Below are 21,797 nucleotides of genomic sequence, written 5' to 3'. Positions count from 1 at the left end.
TGAAACCCATGCACAAGATACTGACGATCGGCGAGATCCTCGTCGAGATCATCGCCACCGAAAAGGGCGACGGCTTCCGGCAGGCGACACCACTGGTCGGGCCTTTCCCTTCCGGCGCGCCCGCCATCTTCATCGACCAGGTCGGCAAGCTCGGCCAGGCGAGCGCGATCATTTCCCGCGTTGGCGGCGACGACTTCGGTCACGTCAACCTCGCCCGCCTTGAGGCGGACGGCGTCGATACCTCCGGCATCGCGGTCGATCCGCTCGCCACAACCGGCAGCGCCTTCGTTCGCTACCGTCATGACGGCAGCCGTGCCTTCGTCTTCAACATCCGCGACAGCGCCTGCGGCACCATTTCCCTCGATGACAACGCAATCGCGCTGGTTCAAAGCTGCAGCCACCTGCATGTGATGGGGTCGTCGCTCTACGCTCCGAGCGTGGTCGAGAGCATTCTCGCCGCAATCGACATCATCAAGGCAGCCGGTGGCACGGTCTCCTTCGATCCGAACCTTCGCGCAGAAATCCTCGAAAGCCCGGGGATGCGGGAAGCGCTGAGGACAGTCCTTGCCAAGACCGACGTGTTCCTGCCGAGCGGCGCCGAACTCTTCCTGTTCACTGAAGCGAAAACCGAGGCGGACGCCATCGCCGAACTTCTCGCCTCCGGCATCAGGGTCATCGTGGTCAAGCGCGGCGCCGAAGGCGCCAGCTACTTCGATGCGGAAACGACGCTCTCCCTGCCCGGCTTTGCCGTCGAAGAGATCGATCCGACCGGCGCGGGCGACTGCTTCGGCGCCACCTTCGTCACCTGTTGGCTGAATGACGCCAGCCCCCGCGAAGCGCTTGAACTCGCCAACGCGTCGGGCGCTCGCGCCGTGATGATCTCCGGCCCGATGGAGGGCGCATCGACGAGAGCAGAACTCGAAGCCTTCATCAGCGCGCGAAAGGATTGAAGACCATGAAACCCAATTATCTGATCGACATTGCCCAGTGGCGCGACCGTCCGGGCCTGCGCGGTATTCCTTCGATCTGCTCGGCGCATCCGCTGGTCATCGAGGCCGCAATGCTGCGTGCCCTTAGGGAAGACACCCATCTCTTGATCGAGGCGACCTGCAACCAGGTCAATCAAGACGGCGGATATACCGGCATGACGCCCGCCGATTTCACCCGTTTCGTCGGGGAGATCGCCGCAAAGACCGGCTTCCCGATCGAAAACATCATCCTCGGCGGCGACCATCTCGGCCCCAACCCGTGGAAACATCTGCCGGCCGATGAGGCGATGGACAAGGCGGAAGCGATGATCCGCGCCTATGCCGCGGCCGGCTTCACCAAGCTGCATCTCGATACCAGCATGGGCTGCGCCGGCGAACCCGTCGCCCTTCCCGATGCGACGACGGCGTTGCGTGCCGCGCGGCTTGCCGCCGCCGCCGAAGATGCCATCCGCGGACGTAACGGCATCGCCCCGGTCTACATCATCGGCACCGAGGTGCCTGTTCCCGGCGGCGCGCTCGAGGAACTGGATACGCTCGAAGTTACCGCACCCGAAGCAGCCGTCGAGACCGTCGATATTCATCGGCAGGCGTTCAGCGATGCAGGTGCCGGCGAGGCCTTCTCCCGGGTTGTCGGCGCCGTCGTCCAGCCGGGCGTCGAATTCGGCAACGAGAACGTGATCGCCTATGACCGGCCGAGGGCCGCTCAGTTGAGCGCAAGCCTGGCCGAGCTAAACGGCCTCGTCTTCGAGGCGCATTCCACCGACTACCAGACGCAAGAAGCACTTCGTGATCTGGTGACGGATGGTTTTGCCATCCTCAAGGTCGGCCCCGGCCTCACGTTTGCATTGCGTGAAGCGCTTTACGGGCTCGACCAGATCGCCGCGTTCCTGTTTCCCGATGCGCGATCCAAAACGCTGGCCGAGGTCACCGAAGAGGTCATGCGCGAGGAGCCGGGCAACTGGGGCAAGTATTATCACGGCTCGCCCGACGCGCTGCGTCTTCAGCGCCATTTCTCCTACAGCGACCGCATCCGCTATTACTGGCCGCACCCGAAGGTCGCGACTGCAGTGGAAGAGCTTCTTCGCCTGCTCGATGGCGTCACCATCCCCGAGACGCTGATCAGCCAGTATCTTTCGGGCAGTTACGAGCGCGTGCGAGACGGTCAGGTGCCGCCGCAAGCAAAGGCCCTGGCGATTGCCGCCGTCGATGCGGTTCTGGAGGATTACTTCACCGCCTGCAAAGGATAGAGCCGACCGTTCATTCCGTGAATATTTCGTAGTCGACACTGCCTATCCCTCGGAAATAAATCTATAAACGAAACCCAAAAGAAGAATGGGGGCGCTTCGACCGTGGACAGACAAATCAAGACGATGGAGGATTTTTCGGAGTTCGTCGGTTTGTCGCGCCCCACTGTCTCCAAATACTTCAACGATCCGACTTCGGTTCGCAAGAAGACCCGCGACGCCATCGAGGCCGCGATCAAGCAATCCGGCTTCCGGCCCAACATCTTCGCCGTCAATCTCAACCGGCGGCGAACCAATATTCTTGGCGTCATCGTTCCCAATTCGACCGACCCGTTCTACATGGCGCTGACGCGGCGGATCGAACATATCGCCAACCAGGCGGGCTTTCTCGCCTTCGTTCTCTCCTCCGACGGCAAGCCGGAGATGGAAGAGCGCGCCATCGAAACCTTCAAGTCGATGAATGTCGCCGGCGCGATCATCGCCCCGCTCGGCGTCCAGTCCCATCACCAAAAACTCACCTCGCTCGGCGAGAGCATCCCGCTTGTTTATGTCGACTCGCCGCTCGACGGCAGTTCCTCCTTCGTCGGCACGGACAACCGCCAGAGCTTCAAGCTGATGGTCGATTATCTCTGCCGGTCCGGCGCACCGCCCTGCTACTTCGGCATGCCGCCGGTCAACAACAACGCGCTCGCCCGCCAACACGCCTATGAGGAGGCGATGCAGCAGCTGAAGATGGATCCCGTCATCGTGCCGACGGCGCCGAACGCCTCGTGGGATTTCGAAAAGTTCGGCTACGACGAAACGCTGCGCATTCTGGGAGAAGGCGGTTTTCCGACGAAGACGGTGCTGTGCGCCAACGACCGCGTTGCCTTCGGCGTGATTGCGGCGGCCTTCCAGTCCGGCGTCAAGGTCGGCCGCGAACCGGACAGTGACCTGCGGGTGGCAGGCCACGACGACCATCCGCTGTCGCGCTACACCTGTCCACCGCTGACGACTGTGGCGCAGAACTACAACGAGATCGGCCGGCTGGCGATCGAGCTGCTACTGTTCAAGCTCGGCGAAACTGAGAACGACGACCAGGCCTTCCCCGCGGACGAGCGCATTCTGCTCAGCGCCGAGATCATGCTGCGCGGCTCGGCCTAGCGGTGCCCTTTCAATACGTGTTCGTCTGGATAGAACAACGCCGGAAGCCATCTTTGAACTCTCCGAGAACAATCGAGACAAACGTCAATACTTGACGCTCGGCTCCGGTCTAACACTCAGTCCCCATGACTAACGAAGTCGATCGCAATCGACATCGCCACGCCGGAAGGCGTCGACCTCGTGCGTCGCCTGGCGCGGATTTCCGATATCGTCGTCGAAAATTACAAGCCGGGCGATCTGGCGCGCCCCGGCCTTGCCTATGAGGATCTGGCAGCCATCAAGCCCGATCTGATCTGGTGCTCGATCTCGGGATTTGGCCAGACCGGCCCCTACAGCCACCGCACCGGGTACGATTTCCTGATCCAGGCCATGGGCGGCATCATGAGCATTACAGGCGAGCCGGACACGGCCGGTGGTTCTCCGGTCAAGACCGGCGTCGGGATAGCAGACGTGATGTGCGGCATGTACGCGACCGTAGGCATTCTGGCGGCGTTGCGCCATCGCGACCGCACAGGGCAAGGCCAGCAGATCGATCTCGCCCTCTACGACAGCCAGATCGCCTGGCTGATCAATGCGGCAACCAATCATCTGGTATCCGGGCGTGTGCCGGGCCGCATCGGCAACGCCCATTGAACGCCGAGGGTGTTCCCGCCGGTCGGGTTGCTAGTGTCGATCAGGCCCTGCGTGATCCGCATACGCTCGCGCGCGGAATGGTGGTCAGCATGGAGGACCAAGCAGGTGAGACCCCGATCCGCGTTCTGGGCAATCCGCTGAAGATGTCGGCAACACCGGTGCAGTACCGCAAGCGCCCGCCGCATCTCGATGAAGATCGCGAGGCTATCCTGCGCCTCATAGATGAGACACAGGATAGCTGAGCGTCCACCGGCTTACTGCAGTTTCACCGCCGGCCAGTTCTGATCGGCCTTGGTCACATAACCCTTGATATCCTTGCGCCAGGTTTCCAGCACCGATTGATCGTAGTTCAGGTAGAGCTTGTCATCGACGATCGTGAACGCCGCCGGATCGATCGGGGCCTTGTAGCCGCGGGACATGCCGTAGGCGCAAAAGCCGCCATACTGCGGCGCATATTTTCCCGGGTTTGCTTCGAAGGCTTTGCGGTTTTCCTCCGAGGCGAACAGGAAACGGGCATCACGGTAGGTCACGGCAAGGTCCGCTTTGCCCTCAACCGGCTTGCTCTGGACGAAATATGCGACCGGATCATAGCCCGAAATCGCCACACCGCTCTTCTCGTTGATCTCTCCGGCCACGGCGACAGTTGCCAGCTGAGCAACGATAAGGGCTCCAAGGAGGGGTCTGGGAATTGTCATGGTGCTTCTCCACGTTGACAGATTGCTGCGTCTTCCTGGTTGCAGACATACGGCGCATCCAATGAATCGGCTGCGCGAAACCGGTGTTTCTCCTGCGATCTCTATTTCTCTTGATCGTTAGACTACGATCAGGGGGAAGCGTTACAGCGTCCGACAAAATGACGGCCCGTCCCGCGCTCGGCGCGCACGATATCTCCGGTGCCGGCGCCGGTTGAATTGCCGTGCAAGCCTGCGTTTGCCGGCCGGCGGCCCACGAGCCCATCAGGAAAAGGAGACGCCGTTCATCCACAGCAGGTTCGCTCCGCACGAAGCCACGCACGCGACACGGCGGCTGCACCCGGCACCGCAGGTTTCGCCAGTGATGGGGTGGAAAACGCAGCTATTCGCCGAGACGCGGCGACGCCCTGACCGTGTCGATGATATCGCCGAGCAGCAGATGCAGCGCATCGCGGTAACCGGTGCGTGCCGACGGGCCGCTCTCCTCAGACGTCATCACCACGGTCAGATCCAACGCCGGAACGATATAGAGCATCTGGCCGCCATAGCCCCAGGCGAAATGCACGGTCTCGCCAGCGATCTGACGCTGAAACCAGCCGTAGCCGTAGATGTCGCCGGAGAACCGAGAATTGGTGCGCGGTTGCCAGGAAAGTGCGACCCATTGCGCCGGCACCACCTGTCTTCCATCTGCCGTTTTGCCGCCGTTGCGGTAAATCTCGCCGAAAGCAAGCAGAGATCGCGCACTCATGGCCATCTGGTTGCCGCCGAGATAGATGCCCTGGGGATCGCGGTCCCAGGCATCGATGCGAAAACCCTTGATCGGACCAAGCCATTCGCGGGCGAGAGCAAGCGTCGACTTGCCGCTGACCTTGGTCAGGATTGCCGAGAGCAAATGGGTGGACGCGGTCGAATAAAGCATCTGCCCGCCCGGTTCGTCGTCGAACGGCTGCGCGAGTGCGGAGCGGACCCAGTTCCGGCTGGACACCCAGCGGCCGTAATTCGGACCGGACATCCTTCCGAGACCGGCCTGCATCGAAAGCAGATTGCCGATGGTGATGTCCTCAAGCCGCGGATCGGGCGAAGCCGGCAGGTCCGGCTTGAGGATCGGAGCGATCTTCTGGTCCGGGCCCTCAAGCAAGCCCTTGTCGATCGCAATGCCGACCAGAGCCGATACGATCGATTTGGAAGCCGATTTGATGTTGTTGGTGTCCGTAGGGCGGGTGCCCCGGTAGCCGCGCTCGGCAAGGACAGAGCCGGCTTGTGAGACGATCACGGTTTTCAATGGCTTGAGGTCGTCGCGCGCCGCAAGGCCGTCCAACAGCGCCGCAAGCGGTGGCCGATCCTGTGCGACCGCCAAGGAGCACATCAGCAGTAGAGAAAAAATGCGGCAGCAAACCTGATCATGCATTCGATCTAGGATGAATGCGCGGCCGCGTCATGGGGCCGCGCGCAATGTCACGCGGATTTGAAGCCGGGTGACCGGCCGGTCCTGTCGTGACTCAGTCGCGCAGCACTTCAAGCAGCGGTGGAGCGGATGCGCCTGTGGCGAGGACCGACACGAAACGGCGCAGGCTCTGCCGGACGAAATCCGCAACCGGGATCTGCGGATCGAAACTCCACCAAAGCAGGGCCCCCTGCCAGTGGGACGCCATCAGGAGGCCAATGCCGGGTACCGGCCCCGATGGACCGGAGAGGCGTTCATCCAGCGCCTGTGAGAGCGCATCGCGCCATCGCGCGCCGCGGGCGCGAAGCGCCGGATCGCGCAAATCCTCGCGCAGGATCCGAAGCCCGTCGGCATAGGTTTCGATGCCGCCATAGTCGCCGGACAGTCCGACGAGCAGATCGACGGCGCCTTCCGGTGTCTTCGGCAAGGTCGCGGAAAGCTCTGAAGTCAATCGGTCGAGCCCGTCCCAGGCTTGCAAAAGCGTGCGCCGAACGAGGTGCTGCTTGTTCTCAAACCGCTGGACCAGGGTGGAGGCGGAGAGCCCGGTGCTCGTGGCAAGAGCGGCGAAGGTCAGGCCCTCCGGGCCGCTCGCATGCATGATCGCCAACGCGGCTGCCAACACATCTTCATCAGGCATTGTTTTGGGGCGTGGCATCTTGACTCTCATTAATAACCGAATAATCGTTTATATATCCTATTCTCATAGCCACGACCAGATGGCCTCGATCACCGATGGAGGAAAATATGACGCTCAAGGGAAAAATTGCATTGGTCGCAGGCGCCACTCGCGGCGGCGGACGCGGCATTGCCGCCGAACTCGGTGCGGCGGGCGCAACCGTCTATGTCACCGGCCGCACCACGAGAAGCCAGCAGTCGGAATACAAGCGCCCCGAAACCATCGAGGAGACGGCGGAACTCGTCAGCGAACTCGGCGGCGAAGGCGTCGCGGTGCAGGTCGACCACCTGCAATCCACGCAGGTGAAGGCTCTCATCGAACGCATCCGGCGCGAGCACGGTCGGCTCGACATTCTCGTCAACGACGTCTGGGGTGGAGAAAACCTGTTCGAATGGAACAAGGCGGTATGGGAACATGATCTCGACAACGGCTTGAAGCTGTTGCGCCTGGCGATCGACACGCATCTGATCACCGCCCACCATGCCCTGCCGCTGATGATCGAAAATCGCGGCGGGCTGCTTGTCGAGGTGACGGACGGAACGGCCGAGTACAATGCCGAGCATTATCGGCTCTCGCCCTTCTACGACCTCGCCAAGGTCGCGGCCAACCGCATGGCCTGGGCACATGCCAAGGATCTGGAACCGTACGGCGCCACGGCCATCTCGATTACCCCGGGCTGGATGCGCTCTGAAATGATGCTGGAGCATTTCCAAGTGACGGAAGAAACCTGGCGAGAGGCAACGAAGATCCAGCCGCATTTCGTCATTTCCGAAAGTCCACGCTTCGTCGGCCGCGCCATCGCGGCGCTGGCCGCGGATCCGCAGAAGGCCCGGTGGAACGGGCAATCGCTGTCGAGCGGCAGCCTTGCCCAGGAATACGGCTTCACCGACCTCGACGGCTCGCGCCCCGATTGCTGGCGTTACATGCGCGAGGTGATGGAGCAGAACAAGCCCGCCGACGCGACGGGCTATCGCTGAAACATCTCACGCGAAGGCGTCCAGCGATCAGATCGTCAGTGTCTGGATCGCACCGTCACCGAACTCGCAATCGAGTTCCCAACCGGCGGCAGCGGCACGCACACGCAGAAATGTCGCCCCGTCTCCAGCCGCCGGGCGCGTTGCATTGACGACGCAGCGGTAGGTCTTCGCACCATTTCGGATCTCGATCGCCTCGCTGTCGACGATCTCCTCGTCGATGCCGTTGGCGAAGGGATAGGGCGCAAACATCGCCGCCGTGTGGATCGAGTGTAGACGAGTGATGAGAGAGCCATCCTCATCGCATAGATCGACGGTGGCGATGCAGCCTCGATGTTCATCGCCCGAGAGAAACACCACATGCTCGACCCGGTTCTCGGCGATATAGGCAAGCACCTCGCGAAGCGTGTTGGGATAACCGTCCCAGCCGTCGGAATGCAGCGCACTCAGGTTCGTCCACGACAGGCTGCGGTCGCGTTGGATGGCGCGCCGATGCCGCGGCAGGAACATCACCGGCGACACCACGAACTTCGGTGCGGGCGCCAGCAACAGCCATTGCTTCAAACTGTCCATCGTCGCCGGCACAATCATCGCCGCCGTCCTAAGACCGTCGCCGACCTTGCGGTGTGTGCGCTGCGTCCGTGTGTCGAGCATGAAGAAATGAAAGCCGTCGAAATCGAACATCTCGAGCTTGGCATGCATGCCGCGCTGATACTTCCTGTAGGCTTCGATGCCCCGCGTCACCTTTTCGGCGTTGTCATCGTCGTCGGGATCGGAAATCGGCTCCCAATTGTCGTCGATCTCATGATCATCAAGTAGCATGAAGGACGGGATCTTCCGCAGCACGTTGCGCACGCTTTGCTGGTTGAGCCAGGCTTCATAGGGCAGACGATATCGATCGTCCCGCCGGGTCGGGTCATAAAGGCCCGCTGTCGGGTCGACATAGACCTGGTCGCCGACGAAAAGCGCGAAGCGCGGCTTGATGCCGACATTGGCCTCGAGCCGCTCGCCGATGCGGCGATAGGAATGGTAGGCGACGGCCTCGTCGAGAAATCCGGCCGGATACTGGCACGACGACAGCGTAAAACTGGTGCCGTTCGGCGTCGGTTCCAGGGGCGGCTGCACCGGCGGATCGTAGGGAATGACGCCGTCCCTCAAGTCGAAATCCTGTTCGACAACGGGAAGAGGCGCTGCCTGCATGAAACCCTGCCGCTTTGTATTCGGAGTGGGAAAGGCGAGCGCACGCTCCACAGCGACGGCCATTTCTTCAAATCGACTGAAGGCAAAGGCGATCGCCTGCTTGCTCGCGGCATTGCCCGCACCTGTCGGATCCAGCCGGCGCATCTGCTTCTTCGCGATATCGGCAACGAAATAGCCGTAGGCTGGCCCCTGCCCGGCACGGCCGGGCTGTGCCAGATGCCTGTCGAAATCGAAGGTCGACAACGACAGCCCGCCGCCAGGACCAGCAATCGGATCACGCGGAGCGGCGGTCTCGCGCAGCACGATCACCGGCGGTGGTGCCGCAATGGGTTCAAGCGGCGGCGGTGGCTCCTCATGATCGAGGTCCGGTGCCGCCAACGCCGCATCCTCGTCGTAGACCAACAGGACCAGAAGCGCATTGCCGCGACCCGCACCAGCGTTGCCCGGCATGCGGGCCGGCAGCGGGGCTTCGAATGCGTCCCAGCCATCGTCTTCAAGCGCCTTGGAGGTATAGGCCACAAGGTGTTCGATGAGATATTGGATATCCCAGGGCTTCGCCGCATCATCCGGTCGACAGATACGTTCGTTGACCAGCCGGATGCGCAGCAACAATGCGGCTTCCGTCGCCCGGTGCGAGGGCGCCGAACCAAGGCGGATCACCAGCGCCGGCGTCTTCGGGCGCTCTTCAGTGAGGATCGGACCGATCCAGGGCGGATAGACCACTTTTTCGCTGTCGGCCTTGATTACACCCGTCGGTATGTCGGCGTCGAGAAACTGCTGGATCTGCTGCAAGGTCGCATGACGCGTCGTTCCCACCAGAGCATCCTGATGGCCCGCACCCGGGTTGACGAAGGGAGGCCTATAGACCCGACCAGCATCGCCAAAAATCTGGCGCATGCGATCAACGGTCGAGACGTGCGACAGGCCGTTTTCCGCCCCATGCACGCTGAAGGTCGGGAACGACCAGTGCTTTTCCAGATTCTGGCGCGAGACCAGGCGATTGCGCCCATGAAAGTCCGTCATCGTCGAATAGCGCACGAAATGCAGTGTCGACGACACCGTCGACAGGCTCAGCGGACCGAAATGCTCGTCGATATAGCGCAGCATCTCGGGCTCCATGTTGCGCACGTTGAAATCGCGACCGTAAAGCGCGTCCATGCGGTGCCGCGTCCGCGTCCAGGGCGTTCGTTTCGTCGGCCATAGCGGATTTTCGACGTCGAATTCCTCGACGGGATAGGGCAGTGTCGACAGCAGCCGATCGAGAAGATCGTCGGCCAGTGTCGGCTCCTTCGGGTTGAAGCTGTAGCAGTCCGGCAGGAAATCGATGAGATAGCGCACGACATAGGCGCGAAAGATGTTGGCCGGTGCGAAGACCACGAGCGGGCCGACCTGCGTGAACGCCGCGCGATTGACGAGCCCGGTCGCATGGCCGTTCAAAACCGCAATGCTGAAAACGACGGTTCCCATGCAATGGGCGATCACGTCGACCGTTCCGTCCGGCGACGTCGCCGCCACCGTCTTCAGGGCTGCCGGCACGTCGACATTGCCGATCTGGTCAAAACTCCAGGCCTGCGCCGCGGTCGGCTGACCAGCGCTGGTTCTCAGATCGGCGATCCAGATGTCACGGCCGGTGCACCAGAAATGGCTGGCGAAGTTGGGGTTGACCGCATGATGCGCAAACGTCGTGCCGCTGGCGCTATAGCCGTGGAACATCACCAGCGGCCGCTTCTTGGTGTTGGGATGACGATAGCGCGTCAGCCGCACTTCGCCGGGGATGTCGTTGCCTCCGCCATCCGGCCGTTCGGGCGCAAGCGCGATGCGGTGCAGTTCGGCGGTGATCGATGCGCCGCCAGGCAGCTTCAGGGTGGTCGGCGGCAGGCGGTTGACGATCGCCTCGCTTGACCGCTTGTCCTGGTCGGGAGAACGAAAGCTCCAGATGTGCAGACCAAGCAGAAGCCGCGTGACGAAGCCGAAGAATGTCAGCAATTCGCCGATGGTGTTGGCGCCATCGCGTTGATTGACGATCCGGAATAACGGCAGGCCGATCCGCGCGAGATAGCCGACATCGAGTTTCAGCACGCGCTCGCCGCTGTCAGCGCTGAGGCCTGGAAACCTGTCGAGCCTCACCTCCATGAGTTGGCGCCAGGGGTTGCAGCGCCTCTCATAGGTGAAGGTCTTGGTGCCGACGATACGGTTGTCAGCAAGCGTGATCTTGCCGCCGACGTCCCGTGGCCCAATGGTCAGATCATAGCTGAGCGCCCTGATCTCGCCGGAGCGGCTGGCGATCGCAAAAGCCGATTTAAGCCGCGACCAGATACCGGGGCCGTCATCCCCATCGACAAGAGCCTGGTAGCCGTCGCGAAGGCCCCGGTTCAGCGTCCACGCCTTGCCGGCACGCCACACCCGCCCAAGCAACGTGCTTTCCTGCCGCTCGAATATCCTGAGGCTGCCGGAAATCGGCGCGCTGAACTCGACGGCGGCGTCGAGTCGCTGCTCCTTCACATGCAAAGGCAACCAGGTTGTCTCGAGCGTTTCCCAGACCTCCCGAGGGAAGATCCGGATCTGGCTTCTGATGGCGCGATCCGGCACTTCGGTCGCGACACGAAGGATCGGATGTCCGCCATTGTTCGGCGTCAATTGTCCAAGGCTCGTCGGTGTAAACCGCATGGTCAGCTCGACGATCCGGGTTTCCTCGACCCCATCCGTGGGCTTCAGGCGAATGGGGCCGACAAGCCGTTCGGTGATTTCCACTTCGCTCGACTGCGCCCGTGCGGCGACGTCGGTGCTGCGAAAGACCGGACGAACCAGTGGTGGACCCATGGGCCGGGCTTCGGCCGCCGCATAGCCCCACTCGTCCGCCAACGTTTCGGCCGCGCGTAGCGCGATCGCGGTAATCGTCAAGGCAGGGTTCGTTGCAAGGGCCGTTGGAATGATCGATCCGTCGAGCACGACGAGATCGTCATACACAGCATCGGAATCCGCCGATGTGAAGACGCGCCCCAGATGGTCGACCACACCGTCCGCGCCGGTATCGGCCATCACGCATCCGCCAAGCGGTTGGACGGTTGCCAACGGTCCGCGCTGGTCTTTGAGCAGCCAGGTCAGATCGGCCGGCAACAGTTTCCAGACCGGATTGGGGATGAGGCGGCCACCTGAGTTCTTGGTCAGCGCCGCGAGCGCCTCGATCTCCTTGTCGAAGATCGGCAGGCCTTGCAGCTTGTCCCAGCGGATCCGCGCGATGCCGTCGCGATCGGTCGCGATGAGATCGCCGTCGAGCTCGATCCGGCCCGCCGCGCCATCATCGGCCATGACGGCGTAGAGGGCCGAGTGGCCGATGCGTGCCGGCGGCACTGCGTAGATATCGTCATCCGGAAACCCCGGCCGGTGACGGCTGCCGTCATGCCTGGCGAGGCCGTGCAGCGTATTGAGCGTGGCAAAAACCTCGGCAAAGGCGATGCGCAGGGCGGCCGGCACCGACATTTCCTCGATCATGACACCGGCGGAGGCACGCAGGTCGATCACGCCGGTAATCATCGGCCCGATCGCCCGGGCCGAGGGTTTGACCGTTTCATCCGCGACAGTGTTGACAGTGGCTGTAGTGGCATAGTCGGCAACCAGCATGTCACCATTGGTCGAGCACCGTGTTCCGAGGTTCTTGTCGGGCAGTTGCAGGCCCAATCCGCGTGACCGCATCAGGATTTCGCTGGAGCCGAGAGTACCGGCGGCAAGCACGACCTTGCGCGCCCTGATCGGCACCGTCCCGCCATCGCGCTTTCGCAATTTTGCGTCGGTGTAGACGCTGTTGACGATCCAGCCCGCCTCGCCATCCCTGGCGATGGTCAGCACGGTCGCACCGCTGAAAATTTCCGCACCGTACTCGTGTGCCCGCGCCAGCAAATTGACGTCGAGCGAGTTCTTCGCACCCCCATTGCAGCCGGTGGCGCAATCGCCGCAGCGCACGCATTTGTTAAGGCGTACATTGCCCGAACTGACGGTGTCGCTCATCGCGACCGTGATCGAGGCGGGGCGGAAATTGCCGTCCGGGGCGATGGAGCGAACGGAGCGAAACTTTTGCGGCACGCCATCAACATGGTTTGCAATGGTGTTTGGGGTGCCCATGATGGTGCTGCCGAGCAGATCACGGGCGCGATCGAAATAGGATTTCCAGACCGAGAGGTCCTTGAGGGCCGCTGGCCATCCCCTATGGAATATGCTTGGCAGCGGCGTTTCCATGACCCCGGCATTGATCAGCGAGCCGCCGCCCACGCCATTGGCGACGACGGTAACGACCTCCGCACCGATCCTTATGTCGATCAGGCCCTCCTTGTTGTTGTCGCTGCGAATATGGCGCGGCAATTCACCAAGCCCTGTCGGAAACGAGCCTGGCAGATATTCACGCCCGCGCTCGAGCACGCCAACGGAGATCGGCCTGCCCTCATGCATGCGACCGGCGAAGCTCGATGCGGCAACGGCACCGCCATACCCGCTGCCGATGATCAGGACATCGAAGTGCACATTGGCGGGCGCCTTGCGAACACGATCGACCAACCGTTCGAATCCCTGCGATATCCAGGCCGTTTTCGATTCCGTGTCGAGGTCGCTCATGCCGACCTCTCCGGCAAGCTGCCGCAACGCCTCGTCGATGACGGCCTCCGATCCTTTGTCGGTCTGCGATCTGCCTTTGCCAATGTCGCTTCTCTGCACAGAGTTCTCCACCAGATGTGCCGCCACCCTCGGTCGCAGCCGCCTTTCTTCCGGTCTTTCCACGCCCGCAAAATATGCTCGCATCCATTTCATGCGTCGAAGCCAGAAGATATCGACTTAACCTTGGGTTGTACATGAGCACAAAGCGCCGCATTGGCCCTTCCGACCCATGTCCTGATTTCGACTGAGGTTGACGCCCCCCTCTTAGCGCCGGGTGAATTATATGCGAAAGTCTGCAGATACGTGAGAGGGGAACCACTAATCCAGAAGTAGTAGGCTCCTCACCCCATCGTGTGAGCGAATTGGGCGCCCCGGCGCTTCCTCCGTCTTTCTGCAGCCGTGAGAAAGAAGTCATGGGAAAAAACGATCCGCTCCTGGAGGGCTTCCTGCCGCTGGAACTGCTCGGCAGGATCCACGGCGCCAATGGCGACCGCCCGGCAGCCGTCGCATTTCCGGCCGCGGTGCTGTTCGTGGATGTGTCGCGCTACACGGCCCTCGTCGAACAATTGGCCCGGCGCGGACAGGACGGCCTGGACCAGATCCCGAAACTGCTCACGCTCTCCTACGCCCGCTGCGCCGAACAGATCTGCAGCCGGGGCGGCGAGGTTCTCGGACGCTCGTTCTCAGCGCCGGAGACCAGCTGCGCTGGTGCAATGCGCAGGGCATCCGTTTCTGGTCGCTCTATTATCGCGGAGATTGGAGCGCGTTAGAGCCTGCGGCGCTGACGCTTTTATCGCGGGCCCAGAACGCCGGAACATCCAGCAGGAAATATGGGCCCTGCGCTGCAAGGCGCTCTGCGTGCTGCACATGGATCGACCGCGCGAGGCGGTGGAGGTGCTCAGGCTGATCACCTCGGCCATGCTCGGCTCCGTCGATCTTGCCGCACAGATATCGGCGCGCGGTGCGCTGGCGCTGGCGCTCGCCCGCATCGGCAGGCACGCAGAAAGCGTCGAGGCCGCCGTCGACACGCTTCGTCTGCTGCGCGCCATGCGCCGGCCCTCCTCCCACAGCGCGCTGATCGGCATCTCCGGCGTCGAAGTGCTGTTTCGCGGCCGGGAGGAGGGGCTATCGCGCGAGTACGAGCAATGGGGTCATTGGGAGCGCCAGGTTCTGCATGAGCTTTCGCGCTATTGCCGGGTCTTCCCGGTGGGTACGGCGCAATACGGGCTGTGGTGCGGGTTGGCGCATTGGCTGGACGACAGCAAGGAGCGCGCGCTGTCGACCTGGACTCAGGGTCTTGCCGCAGCCAGGCGCCTGTCGCTCCGGCAGGACGAGGCGACCATCGCAGCCGAGATACGGCGCCGACAGGATACTGTCTGATCGGCAACAGGCCGCCGTCAACCCGGCCTCAGCCTAGCGCGGTTTTCCGTCGACGGCCTTGAACGCGCCTCTCGCCTCCTATAGTCCGGGTGCCGAGTTGATTTTGGATTGGGACAATCGTGTCGAGAGATCGTTATTCGAGAAAACTGGAATGCTCGAAATGTGGGGCGTCCGGCTTTGCAGAAGCCTCGGAGAACGACGATCCGAAAAGCAGGACCCGTGGTTTTCTCATCGACCAGATGCCAACGGGCTTTTCGACGGAGCGCCCGTCGAGCGATCCTGCCAAACACATGATGCGGTGCCGCTGCGGCCATATCTTCGCCTTCAAGCAGAAGACGGTCTATGCGCCGAGTGGCGAACCGCGAAACTAAACGAGGTTCCGCCTGCCTGCCGATCGACACACAAATCGTTGGAAGGCGATTTAGAGCGCTTCCGGTTTAGGCGGAATTCTGGAAACGCTCTATCCCTTTGTTCTTGCACGTTTCCTGACGGAAAACCGCTTCGCCCTTTTCCTGGAAATGCTCTCTAAGACGCCCGGACCACCAGGCCCAAAGCCTCACAGATCATCACCGACTGCTCGATCGTGATGACGGCGCGCTTCAGCGTCACCGTTTCAGGCTCGATTGAACTTATATCGCTACCGCGCAGATCACATCCGCTGAAATTGACGCTGTGAAGCCAGGCACCCGACAAGTCGAGCCCATTCATCGTTCCGCCGTCGCAACGCGCGCCAGTGAGGTCGGCCTCGCGCATGACCGTGTCGGCGAAAACGGCACTGCGAAGGTCCGCGCCCGGCAATCCGACGAAGGACCAGTTCCCACCCTTGACCCTCATCGCGTCGAACTTGCAGCCGTCAAACATGCTGCCGACGAATTTGCAGTCGTTGAAGATGACGTCGTAGAAATTGCAGCCGACAAAGGTACAGTTGATGAAGGCGCTGCCCTCATGGCGCGAGCAATTGAACTTGGCGCGACGGAAGGTGCATTCCTTGAAGACGGCACCGGCGCTCGTTGCCTCGGTCATATCAAGATCCGAGAAAAGCGTTCGGCTATGGTTACGGTCGGAGATATCCAGACCGTACCAGTCTACGCCCGCAAGGGTGGTTTCCGTTGCGGGGACTGCTTCTCCGTGTTTGCGTTCGGCCATTTTCCCCCGCCCTTCCCCAATTCAAGCATCGTCTGGCGCACGATGGCGGCCCTTGCATCGGCCTTGACTGCCGTTGCCGGTCTATTGCTGTAGAGCACTCCGTCAGCGCCTTCAACGGGCTGCACAAACCGCACCGGAGAAGATTAGCCCGGCCAGCGCCAGCCCTCGCCAGCCCTGGATCTCCGGCATGTCCTCGCCATGTTCGCGGACATAGCGATGGTGCTCGTCGAGTTTGCCGTGAAGTTCGACGACGACACCCGCTACCTTTTCCGCCAGCCCCGAAACCCGGGCGATCGCCTCCAGCGCCAGATGAAAACGGTCGAGCTCGTTGAGCACCGTCATGTCAAAGGGCATCGTGGTCGTGCCTTCCTCGATGAAGCCGCGTACGTGGAAATTCTCGTGATTGGTGCGCCTATAGGTCAGCCTTGCGGCTGATGCAGCGGCGCGAGATCGGTGAGTTTTTCGATCGCCGCGATGTTTGCATCGTCGAGCCGGACCGCCCCTTGGAAGCGATCGCCGCCATGAACGACACCATGGCCGGCAGTTTTCCACCCGATGCATGTCGAAATGAGCTGGAATCTCGTCGATGAGATCGCGCATATCCTCCGTCGCTTGGCTGGAGGCTTGTGGCGCATGAGCTATTTCAGGAATGCCCGGAAGCGTCGCATGGCGAAGGCAAAGAGAATGGCGCCGATCACCAGCAAAGCAAGGAGCTGCGGCCAGACCACGTCCAGCCCTGCATCGCGGAAAAGAACTGCCTGGGCCAGAATGACGAAATGGGTGTTCGGCGCCGCAAGCATGATGGTCTGGATGATTTCAGGCATGCTCTCGCGCGGCGTCATGCCGCCGGAGAGAGCCTGCAGCGGCAGAAGCACCAGCATCAGCAGCAGACCGAACTGCGGCATGGAGCCGGCGATGGTCGCAAGCAGGATGCCCATCGACGTGGTGGCGAAGAGTTGCAGGGCCGTTGCCAGCAGGAACAGGATGAATGAGCCCTGCACAGGAACGGCGAGCACCCCTTTGACGATGAAGACCAGCGAAACCGCCGAGGCCAACAGCACCACAAGTCCCATCGACCACACCTTGCTGACCATGATTTCGAACGGGGTCACGGGCATGACCAGCAGGTGCTCCACCGTCCCATGCTCGCGCTCGCGGATGAGGGCAGCACCTGTCAGCACGATCGACAGGATGGTGATGTTGGTGATGACGTTCATCACGGCGCCGAACCAGCCCTTGTTCAGCTCGGCATTGAACCTCGCACGAAGAACAAGATCGACCGGTAGTGACTGTTCGCTGCGATGGCGATCGAGGAAGCCTGAGACCTCCCCGGTGACGATCTGCTGGATGTAACCATTGCCGGAAAAGGCCTGACTCATGCGCGTCGCATCAACATTGAGCTGGATCGTCGGCGAACGCCCGGCCAAGAGATCCGTCTGGAAATTCGGTGGAATGTCGAGGGCGAAGGTGTCGAGGCCCTGGTCCATACGCCGGTCCATTTCCGCCGGCGTGATCATCTGTGGGGGCACGAAATAGGGCGGATAGAAAGCTGTGGCGATCCGCGTCGAAACCGGCGAGCGATCTTCGTCGACGATGGCGACGGCCGCCCGATTGAGCGTTTCCGGCATCGCTGTCGAGCCGGTATAGACCGACAGCGTGAAGGAATAGACGATCAGGATCAACAGGATCGGATCGCGCCAGAGGCCCCAGAGTTCCTTGATGCCGAGTTGATAGATGTGGGACAGGCGCATCGTCACCTCGCCTGCTTCTTGAGGGACAGGGTGCCGATGGCGAGCAGCACCGGCACCGCGATCAGCATCGGCACGAAGGCGCCGGCAAGATCGCTGAAGCCGAGCGCCTTGGAGAAGGTGCCGCGGGCGATCGTCATGAAATGCGTGGTCGGGTAGATCTGGCCGATGAATGCGCCTGCCCCTTCAAGCGACGAGACCGGATCGATCATGCCGGAATACTGGATCGCCGGAATGAGCGTCAGGATCGCCGTGCCGAAGATCGCCGCGATCTGGCTCGACATGAAGGTGGAGATGACAAGCCCCATCGCCGTCGCCGCCGAGACATAGATCAGTCCCGCGACCGTCCAGGTCAGGAGGCTGCCGGTAAACGGCACCCGGAAGACGAAGATCGCGAACGCCGTCAACAGAACAAAGTTGAGCATTGCGAGCGCGATATAGGGGATCTGTTTGCCGACCAGGAATTCCAGCCGCGTCACCGGCGAGACATAGAGATTGACGATCGACCCCAGTTCCTTCTCGCGCACGACACTGAGCGCCGACAGCATGGCCGGTATCAACATCAGCAAAAGCGGAATGACTACGGGAACCATGGCGACGATGCTCTTGACGTCAGGATTGTAGCGGAAGCGCGTCTCGATCTTGAAGGTGCCGGTGGTTGCCGCATTGCCGTAGCGTTCGCGGATCTTGCCGGTCAGCCAATGGGCATGCAGCCCCTGGACATAGCCCTTGACCGTTTCGGCCCGGCTGGCCATGGCGCCATCGATCCAGGCGGCGATTTCGACCTTATCGCCACGGGCCGCATCGCGGGCAAAACCCGACGGGATCTCGATCGCCAGGCTGAGTTCGCCGTTGCGCATGCGCCGGTCGAGGTCGGCGTAGTCGGTGATCGGGTCCTTCTCGATGAAGTAACGCGAACCGGCGATCTCGAGAATGTATTCGCGGCTGGTGGTCGTCTGGTCATGATCAAGCACCGCGAAGGTCAGGTCCTCGACATCCATGTTGATGCCGTAGCCGATGACGAACATCAGGATTACGGTGCCGATGGTGGCAAGCGTCGCCCGGATCGGATCGCGAACCAGCTCCAGCGCCTCACGGCGGGTATAGCTGAACATGCGCCCGACATCGAAAAACCCCGATTTCGAGGCGGGCCGCTTTGGGGCCTCAGGCTTGACGACCGGCTCCGAGGGGGCCTTTGCCCGAACTACCGCGGGAGCCGCCTGCTTCGCCCCGGCGATCGCCTCTTCCAGATAGGTGATGAAGGCCTCCTCCAATGTCGCTGCCAAGCGGCTCTTCATGATGTCGGCGGGCGTATCGCTCACCAGCACTTTGCCCGCATGCATCAGCGACATGCGATCGCAGCGCATCGCCTCGTTCATGAAATGGGTGGAGATAAAGATCGTCACCTGCTCGTTGCGGGAGAGGTCGACGAGGATCTGCCAGAAACTGTCACGCGCCACGGGATCGACGCCCGATGTCGGTTCATCGAGGATGAGGATGTCGGGCGAATGGATCAGGGCGACCGCGAGCGAGAGCCGCTGGCGCACGCCGAGCGGCAACGCGTCCGGCAAAGCCTCCATCACGCCTGAGAGGTCGAAGCGTGCCGCAAGTTCCTCGATTCGGTCAGGAATGGTATCGGCCGCCATGCCGAAAAGCTTGGCGTGCAGTTCGAGGTTCTGCAGAACCGTAAGCTCGGTATAGAGCGAGAAGGCCTGCGACATGTAGCCGACACGGTGGCGGACCTCCATGTCGCGCGGGTCAACCTCGCGGCCGAACAGCTTTGCCGTGCCTTCGCTGGCGGCAAGCAAGCCCGTCAGCATCTTCATCGTCGTCGTCTTGCCGCAGCCGTTGGAGCCGAGAAAGCCGAAGATCTCACCGCGGCCGATGCGGAAGCTGACATTGTCGACCGCGACGAAATCGCCAAAGCGCATGGTGAGGTTGTTCGCCTCGATGGCGATATCCTCGCCAACACCTTCCGGGCGCGGCGGAATGACGACGTCATGATGCTCGCGCCGCAACTCCTCGGGAAGCAGGGCGATGAAGGCGGCGTCGAGCGTGTCGACGCCAGTCTTTTCAAGCAGTTCACCGGGCGTGCCCGTTGCCAGCACCCGGCCGGCATCCATTGCCACCAGCCAGTCGAAGCGCGCCGCCTCTTCCATATAGGCGGTTGCGACGATGACGCTCATACCCGGCCGCTCAGTGCGGATGTCGTCGATCAGTTCCCAGAACTGGCGGCGCGATAAGGGGTCGACGCCGGTGGTCGGCTCGTCGAGGATCAGGAGATCGGGATCGTGGATCAGCGCGCAGCAGAGCCCAAGCTTCTGCTTCATGCCGCCGGAAAGCTTGCCCGCAGGACGCTCCGCAAAGGGAGCCAGACCCGTGCTTTCGAGCAGGCTTGCGATCCGCTTTTTACGCTCCTCGCGATCGTGGCCGAACAGACGGCCGAAGAAATCGACGTTCTCGAAAACAGAAAGCGTCGGATAAAGGTTTTTTCCGAGGCCCTGCGGCATATAGGCGATGCGCGGGCAGGTGCGGCGCCGGTGGCCGGCATCGGCGATGTCGCCGCCGAGCACGTCGACGCGTTCGCCCTGCACGGCGCGTGCACCGGCGACGAGAGAGAGCAGGCTCGATTTTCCCACCCCGTCCGGCCCGATCAGGCCGGCCATGCAGCCCGAGGGTATATCGAGCGTCACGTCGTCCAGCGCCTTCGTCTTCCCATAGGAAAGCGTGACGGCGCTCAGGCGAACCACGGGCTCCGCCGGCGGCAGGCCGGCCCGGTCGGGATCCGCCATCACTGCACCAGCGTGCCGGTCTGGCTCGCCGGCCACTCAGCATTGGGGTCGACCTTCACATAGGCAACGCCCGGAAGACCGGTTTTCACCATGCGGATATACTTCTTCAGGAGTTCCTTGGGGATCTGCGCCTTGATGCGGAACGTCAGCTTCTGCCGCTCCTCGGCCGTCTCGACCGTCTTCGGCGTGAACTGCGCGACATCGGCGACATAGGAAACCTTGGCGGGAATGATGTACTGCGGCGCTGCATCCAGCACGAGACGGACCTCGCTGCCGATCGATAGACGCCCCGCCTGATCCGTCGGCAGGAAGAATGTCATGTAGACATCGCCGAGATCGACGAGATTGAGCACACGGCCGCCCGCCGCCAACACTTCGCCGGGCTGGACGACACGATATTGGATGCGGCCATCACGCGGCGAGACCAGAGTGCTGTCGTTGATGTCTGCGACGATGCTTTCGACCGATGCCTTGGCTGCCTCGACCGAGGCTTCGGCATCGACGACCTGGGATTTCGCCGAATTGATCGCCGCATTCGACGCGGCGAGCGAGGCTTCCGCGGCACTGGCGGCAGCTCTTGCCCCCTCTGCCGTCGCCCGGTCGTCGTCGAGCACCTGCTGTGAAACCGTGCTCGTCTTGACGAGCTGCTCGGAACGGGCGAGCCGCCGCTCGGCAGCGTCCAGTTGTGCCCGGCGTTGTGCCAGAACGGCGTCGGCTGCCGCCTTTTCCGCCTCGCGCTGGGTCACAAGGTTCTTTGCCGCTTCGACGCCGATGACGGCGCGCCTCTCCTGTGCTTCCGCCTGCCGTTTATGGGCCTCCAGTTGGACCGTATCCATCTGGGCAAGCACCTGACCGGCAGTGACGAAGTCCCCCTCGTCCACCATGATCTCTTTGATTCTGCCCGGCGTTTTCGTCGAGATATCGATCTCGACCGCCTCGATGCGTCCGTTGCCGCTGGCGATCCCGGCGGGTAGCGCATTGCGATCCAGATTCTGCCAGGCGTAGTAGCCGCCCGCCAGCGCAAGAACGACCAGACCGATCACGAGCCAATTCTTCCGGGCTTTTTCCATATCAGCGTCCCACCTTCAAATG

The 21,797-nt window shown here is 62.2% G+C and carries 18 protein-coding genes and 1 pseudogene; 9 read left to right on the top strand and 10 right to left on the bottom strand.

Annotation, left to right across the window (positions count from 1 at the left end):
* The first annotated feature begins 8 nt into the window (after positions 1–8).
* The 5 genes from ASD52_RS03040 (at position 9) to ASD52_RS39690 (ending at position 4,251) form a co-directional block, all read left to right on the top strand.
* On the top strand, positions 9–950 hold the full coding sequence (locus ASD52_RS03040) for a sugar kinase (RefSeq protein WP_057209899.1): 942 nt from the start codon (positions 9–11) through the stop codon (positions 948–950).
* A gap of 5 nt (positions 951–955) precedes the next feature.
* A complete protein-coding gene (locus tag ASD52_RS03035) occupies positions 956–2,236 on the top strand; it encodes a D-tagatose-bisphosphate aldolase, class II, non-catalytic subunit (RefSeq protein WP_057209901.1) in 1,281 nt (426 codons plus the stop codon).
* A gap of 123 nt (positions 2,237–2,359) precedes the next feature.
* Positions 2,360–3,376 (top strand): LacI family DNA-binding transcriptional regulator, encoded by a 1,017-nt coding sequence (locus ASD52_RS03030; protein WP_057221912.1) that lies wholly within the window; start codon positions 2,360–2,362, stop codon positions 3,374–3,376.
* A 180-nt stretch (positions 3,377–3,556) separates the two neighbouring features.
* Positions 3,557–4,009, top strand: a complete 453-nt coding sequence (locus tag ASD52_RS39695; protein ID WP_057222824.1) for a CoA transferase — start codon at positions 3,557–3,559, stop codon at positions 4,007–4,009.
* Complete coding sequence (locus ASD52_RS39690) at positions 4,006–4,251, top strand: CoA transferase (protein ID WP_057222823.1); 246 nt, start codon at positions 4,006–4,008, stop codon at positions 4,249–4,251. The genes ASD52_RS39695 and ASD52_RS39690 overlap by 4 nt, the downstream gene beginning before the upstream one ends.
* 12 nt (positions 4,252–4,263) lie before the next feature.
* Here the strand turns inward: ASD52_RS39690 and ASD52_RS03015 are convergent, their stop codons facing one another.
* The 3 genes from ASD52_RS03015 to ASD52_RS03005 form a co-directional block, all read right to left on the bottom strand.
* Positions 4,264–4,704 (bottom strand): YHS domain-containing (seleno)protein, encoded by a 441-nt coding sequence (locus tag ASD52_RS03015; RefSeq protein WP_057222822.1) that lies wholly within the window; start codon positions 4,702–4,704, stop codon positions 4,264–4,266.
* Positions 4,705–5,083: 379 nt separating this feature from the next.
* Entirely contained in the window at positions 5,084–6,067 is a 984-nt protein-coding gene (locus ASD52_RS03010) for a serine hydrolase (RefSeq protein WP_057222821.1), read from the bottom strand.
* Positions 6,068–6,200: 133 nt separating this feature from the next.
* A complete protein-coding gene (locus ASD52_RS03005; RefSeq protein WP_057223376.1) occupies positions 6,201–6,800 on the bottom strand; it encodes a TetR family transcriptional regulator in 600 nt (199 codons plus the stop codon).
* An 89-nt stretch (positions 6,801–6,889) separates the two neighbouring features.
* On the opposite strand from ASD52_RS03005, the gene ASD52_RS03000 reads away from it, so the two are divergent.
* Positions 6,890–7,798, top strand: coding sequence for an SDR family oxidoreductase (locus tag ASD52_RS03000; protein ID WP_057209914.1), 909 nt, complete (start codon positions 6,890–6,892; stop codon positions 7,796–7,798).
* 27 nt (positions 7,799–7,825) lie between these two features.
* Here ASD52_RS03000 and ASD52_RS02995 read toward each other — a convergent pair whose 3' ends face one another.
* Positions 7,826–13,699, bottom strand: coding sequence for an alkaline phosphatase D family protein (locus tag ASD52_RS02995; protein WP_057222820.1), 5,874 nt, complete (start codon positions 13,697–13,699; stop codon positions 7,826–7,828).
* Positions 13,700–14,052: 353 nt separating this feature from the next.
* Here ASD52_RS02995 and ASD52_RS02990 point away from each other — a divergent pair, with 353 nt between their 5' ends.
* The 3 genes from ASD52_RS02990 (at position 14,053) to ASD52_RS39685 (ending at position 15,390) form a co-directional block, all read left to right on the top strand.
* Positions 14,053–14,409, top strand: a complete 357-nt coding sequence (locus tag ASD52_RS02990) for a hypothetical protein (protein ID WP_057222819.1) — start codon at positions 14,053–14,055, stop codon at positions 14,407–14,409.
* 88 nt (positions 14,410–14,497) lie between these two features.
* A complete protein-coding gene (locus ASD52_RS02985) occupies positions 14,498–15,019 on the top strand; it encodes a hypothetical protein (RefSeq protein WP_057212808.1) in 522 nt (173 codons plus the stop codon).
* Between the two features lie 116 nt (positions 15,020–15,135).
* A complete protein-coding gene (locus ASD52_RS39685) occupies positions 15,136–15,390 on the top strand; it encodes a hypothetical protein (RefSeq protein ID WP_057222818.1) in 255 nt (84 codons plus the stop codon).
* 154 nt (positions 15,391–15,544) lie between these two features.
* On the opposite strand, the gene ASD52_RS02975 is transcribed toward ASD52_RS39685, so the two are convergent.
* The 6 genes and pseudogenes from ASD52_RS02975 to ASD52_RS02950 form a co-directional block, all read right to left on the bottom strand.
* Complete coding sequence (locus tag ASD52_RS02975; RefSeq protein WP_057222817.1) at positions 15,545–16,165, bottom strand: pentapeptide repeat-containing protein; 621 nt, start codon at positions 16,163–16,165, stop codon at positions 15,545–15,547.
* Positions 16,166–16,276: 111 nt separating this feature from the next.
* Positions 16,277–16,591, bottom strand: a pseudogene (locus tag ASD52_RS39680) (hypothetical protein); the annotation flags it as partial.
* Positions 16,585–16,800 (bottom strand): hypothetical protein, encoded by a 216-nt coding sequence (locus ASD52_RS39675; RefSeq protein ID WP_057222815.1) that lies wholly within the window; start codon positions 16,798–16,800, stop codon positions 16,585–16,587. The pseudogene ASD52_RS39680 and the gene ASD52_RS39675, both read right to left, overlap by 7 nt.
* A 3-nt stretch (positions 16,801–16,803) precedes the next feature.
* Entirely contained in the window at positions 16,804–17,916 is a 1,113-nt protein-coding gene (locus ASD52_RS02960) for an ABC transporter permease (protein ID WP_057209922.1), read from the bottom strand.
* A gap of 2 nt (positions 17,917–17,918) precedes the next feature.
* Positions 17,919–20,705 carry a ribosome-associated ATPase/putative transporter RbbA gene (rbbA, locus tag ASD52_RS02955; RefSeq protein ID WP_057222814.1) on the bottom strand — a complete coding sequence of 929 codons (2,787 nt, stop codon included), beginning with the start codon at positions 20,703–20,705 and terminating at the stop codon, positions 17,919–17,921.
* Positions 20,705–21,775: an HlyD family efflux transporter periplasmic adaptor subunit gene (locus tag ASD52_RS02950; RefSeq protein WP_057222813.1), complete on the bottom strand. Its 1,071-nt coding sequence runs from the start codon at positions 21,773–21,775 to the stop codon at positions 20,705–20,707. The genes rbbA and ASD52_RS02950 overlap by 1 nt, the downstream gene beginning before the upstream one ends.
* Positions 21,776–21,797: the final 22 nt, after the last annotated feature.

It is taken from the genome of Ensifer sp. Root142 (genome assembly GCF_001426785.1).
In the GTDB taxonomy this organism is placed as follows: Bacteria; Pseudomonadota; Alphaproteobacteria; order Rhizobiales; family Rhizobiaceae; genus Ensifer; species Ensifer canadensis.
This window is presented reverse-complemented; position numbering and strand designations above follow the sequence as displayed.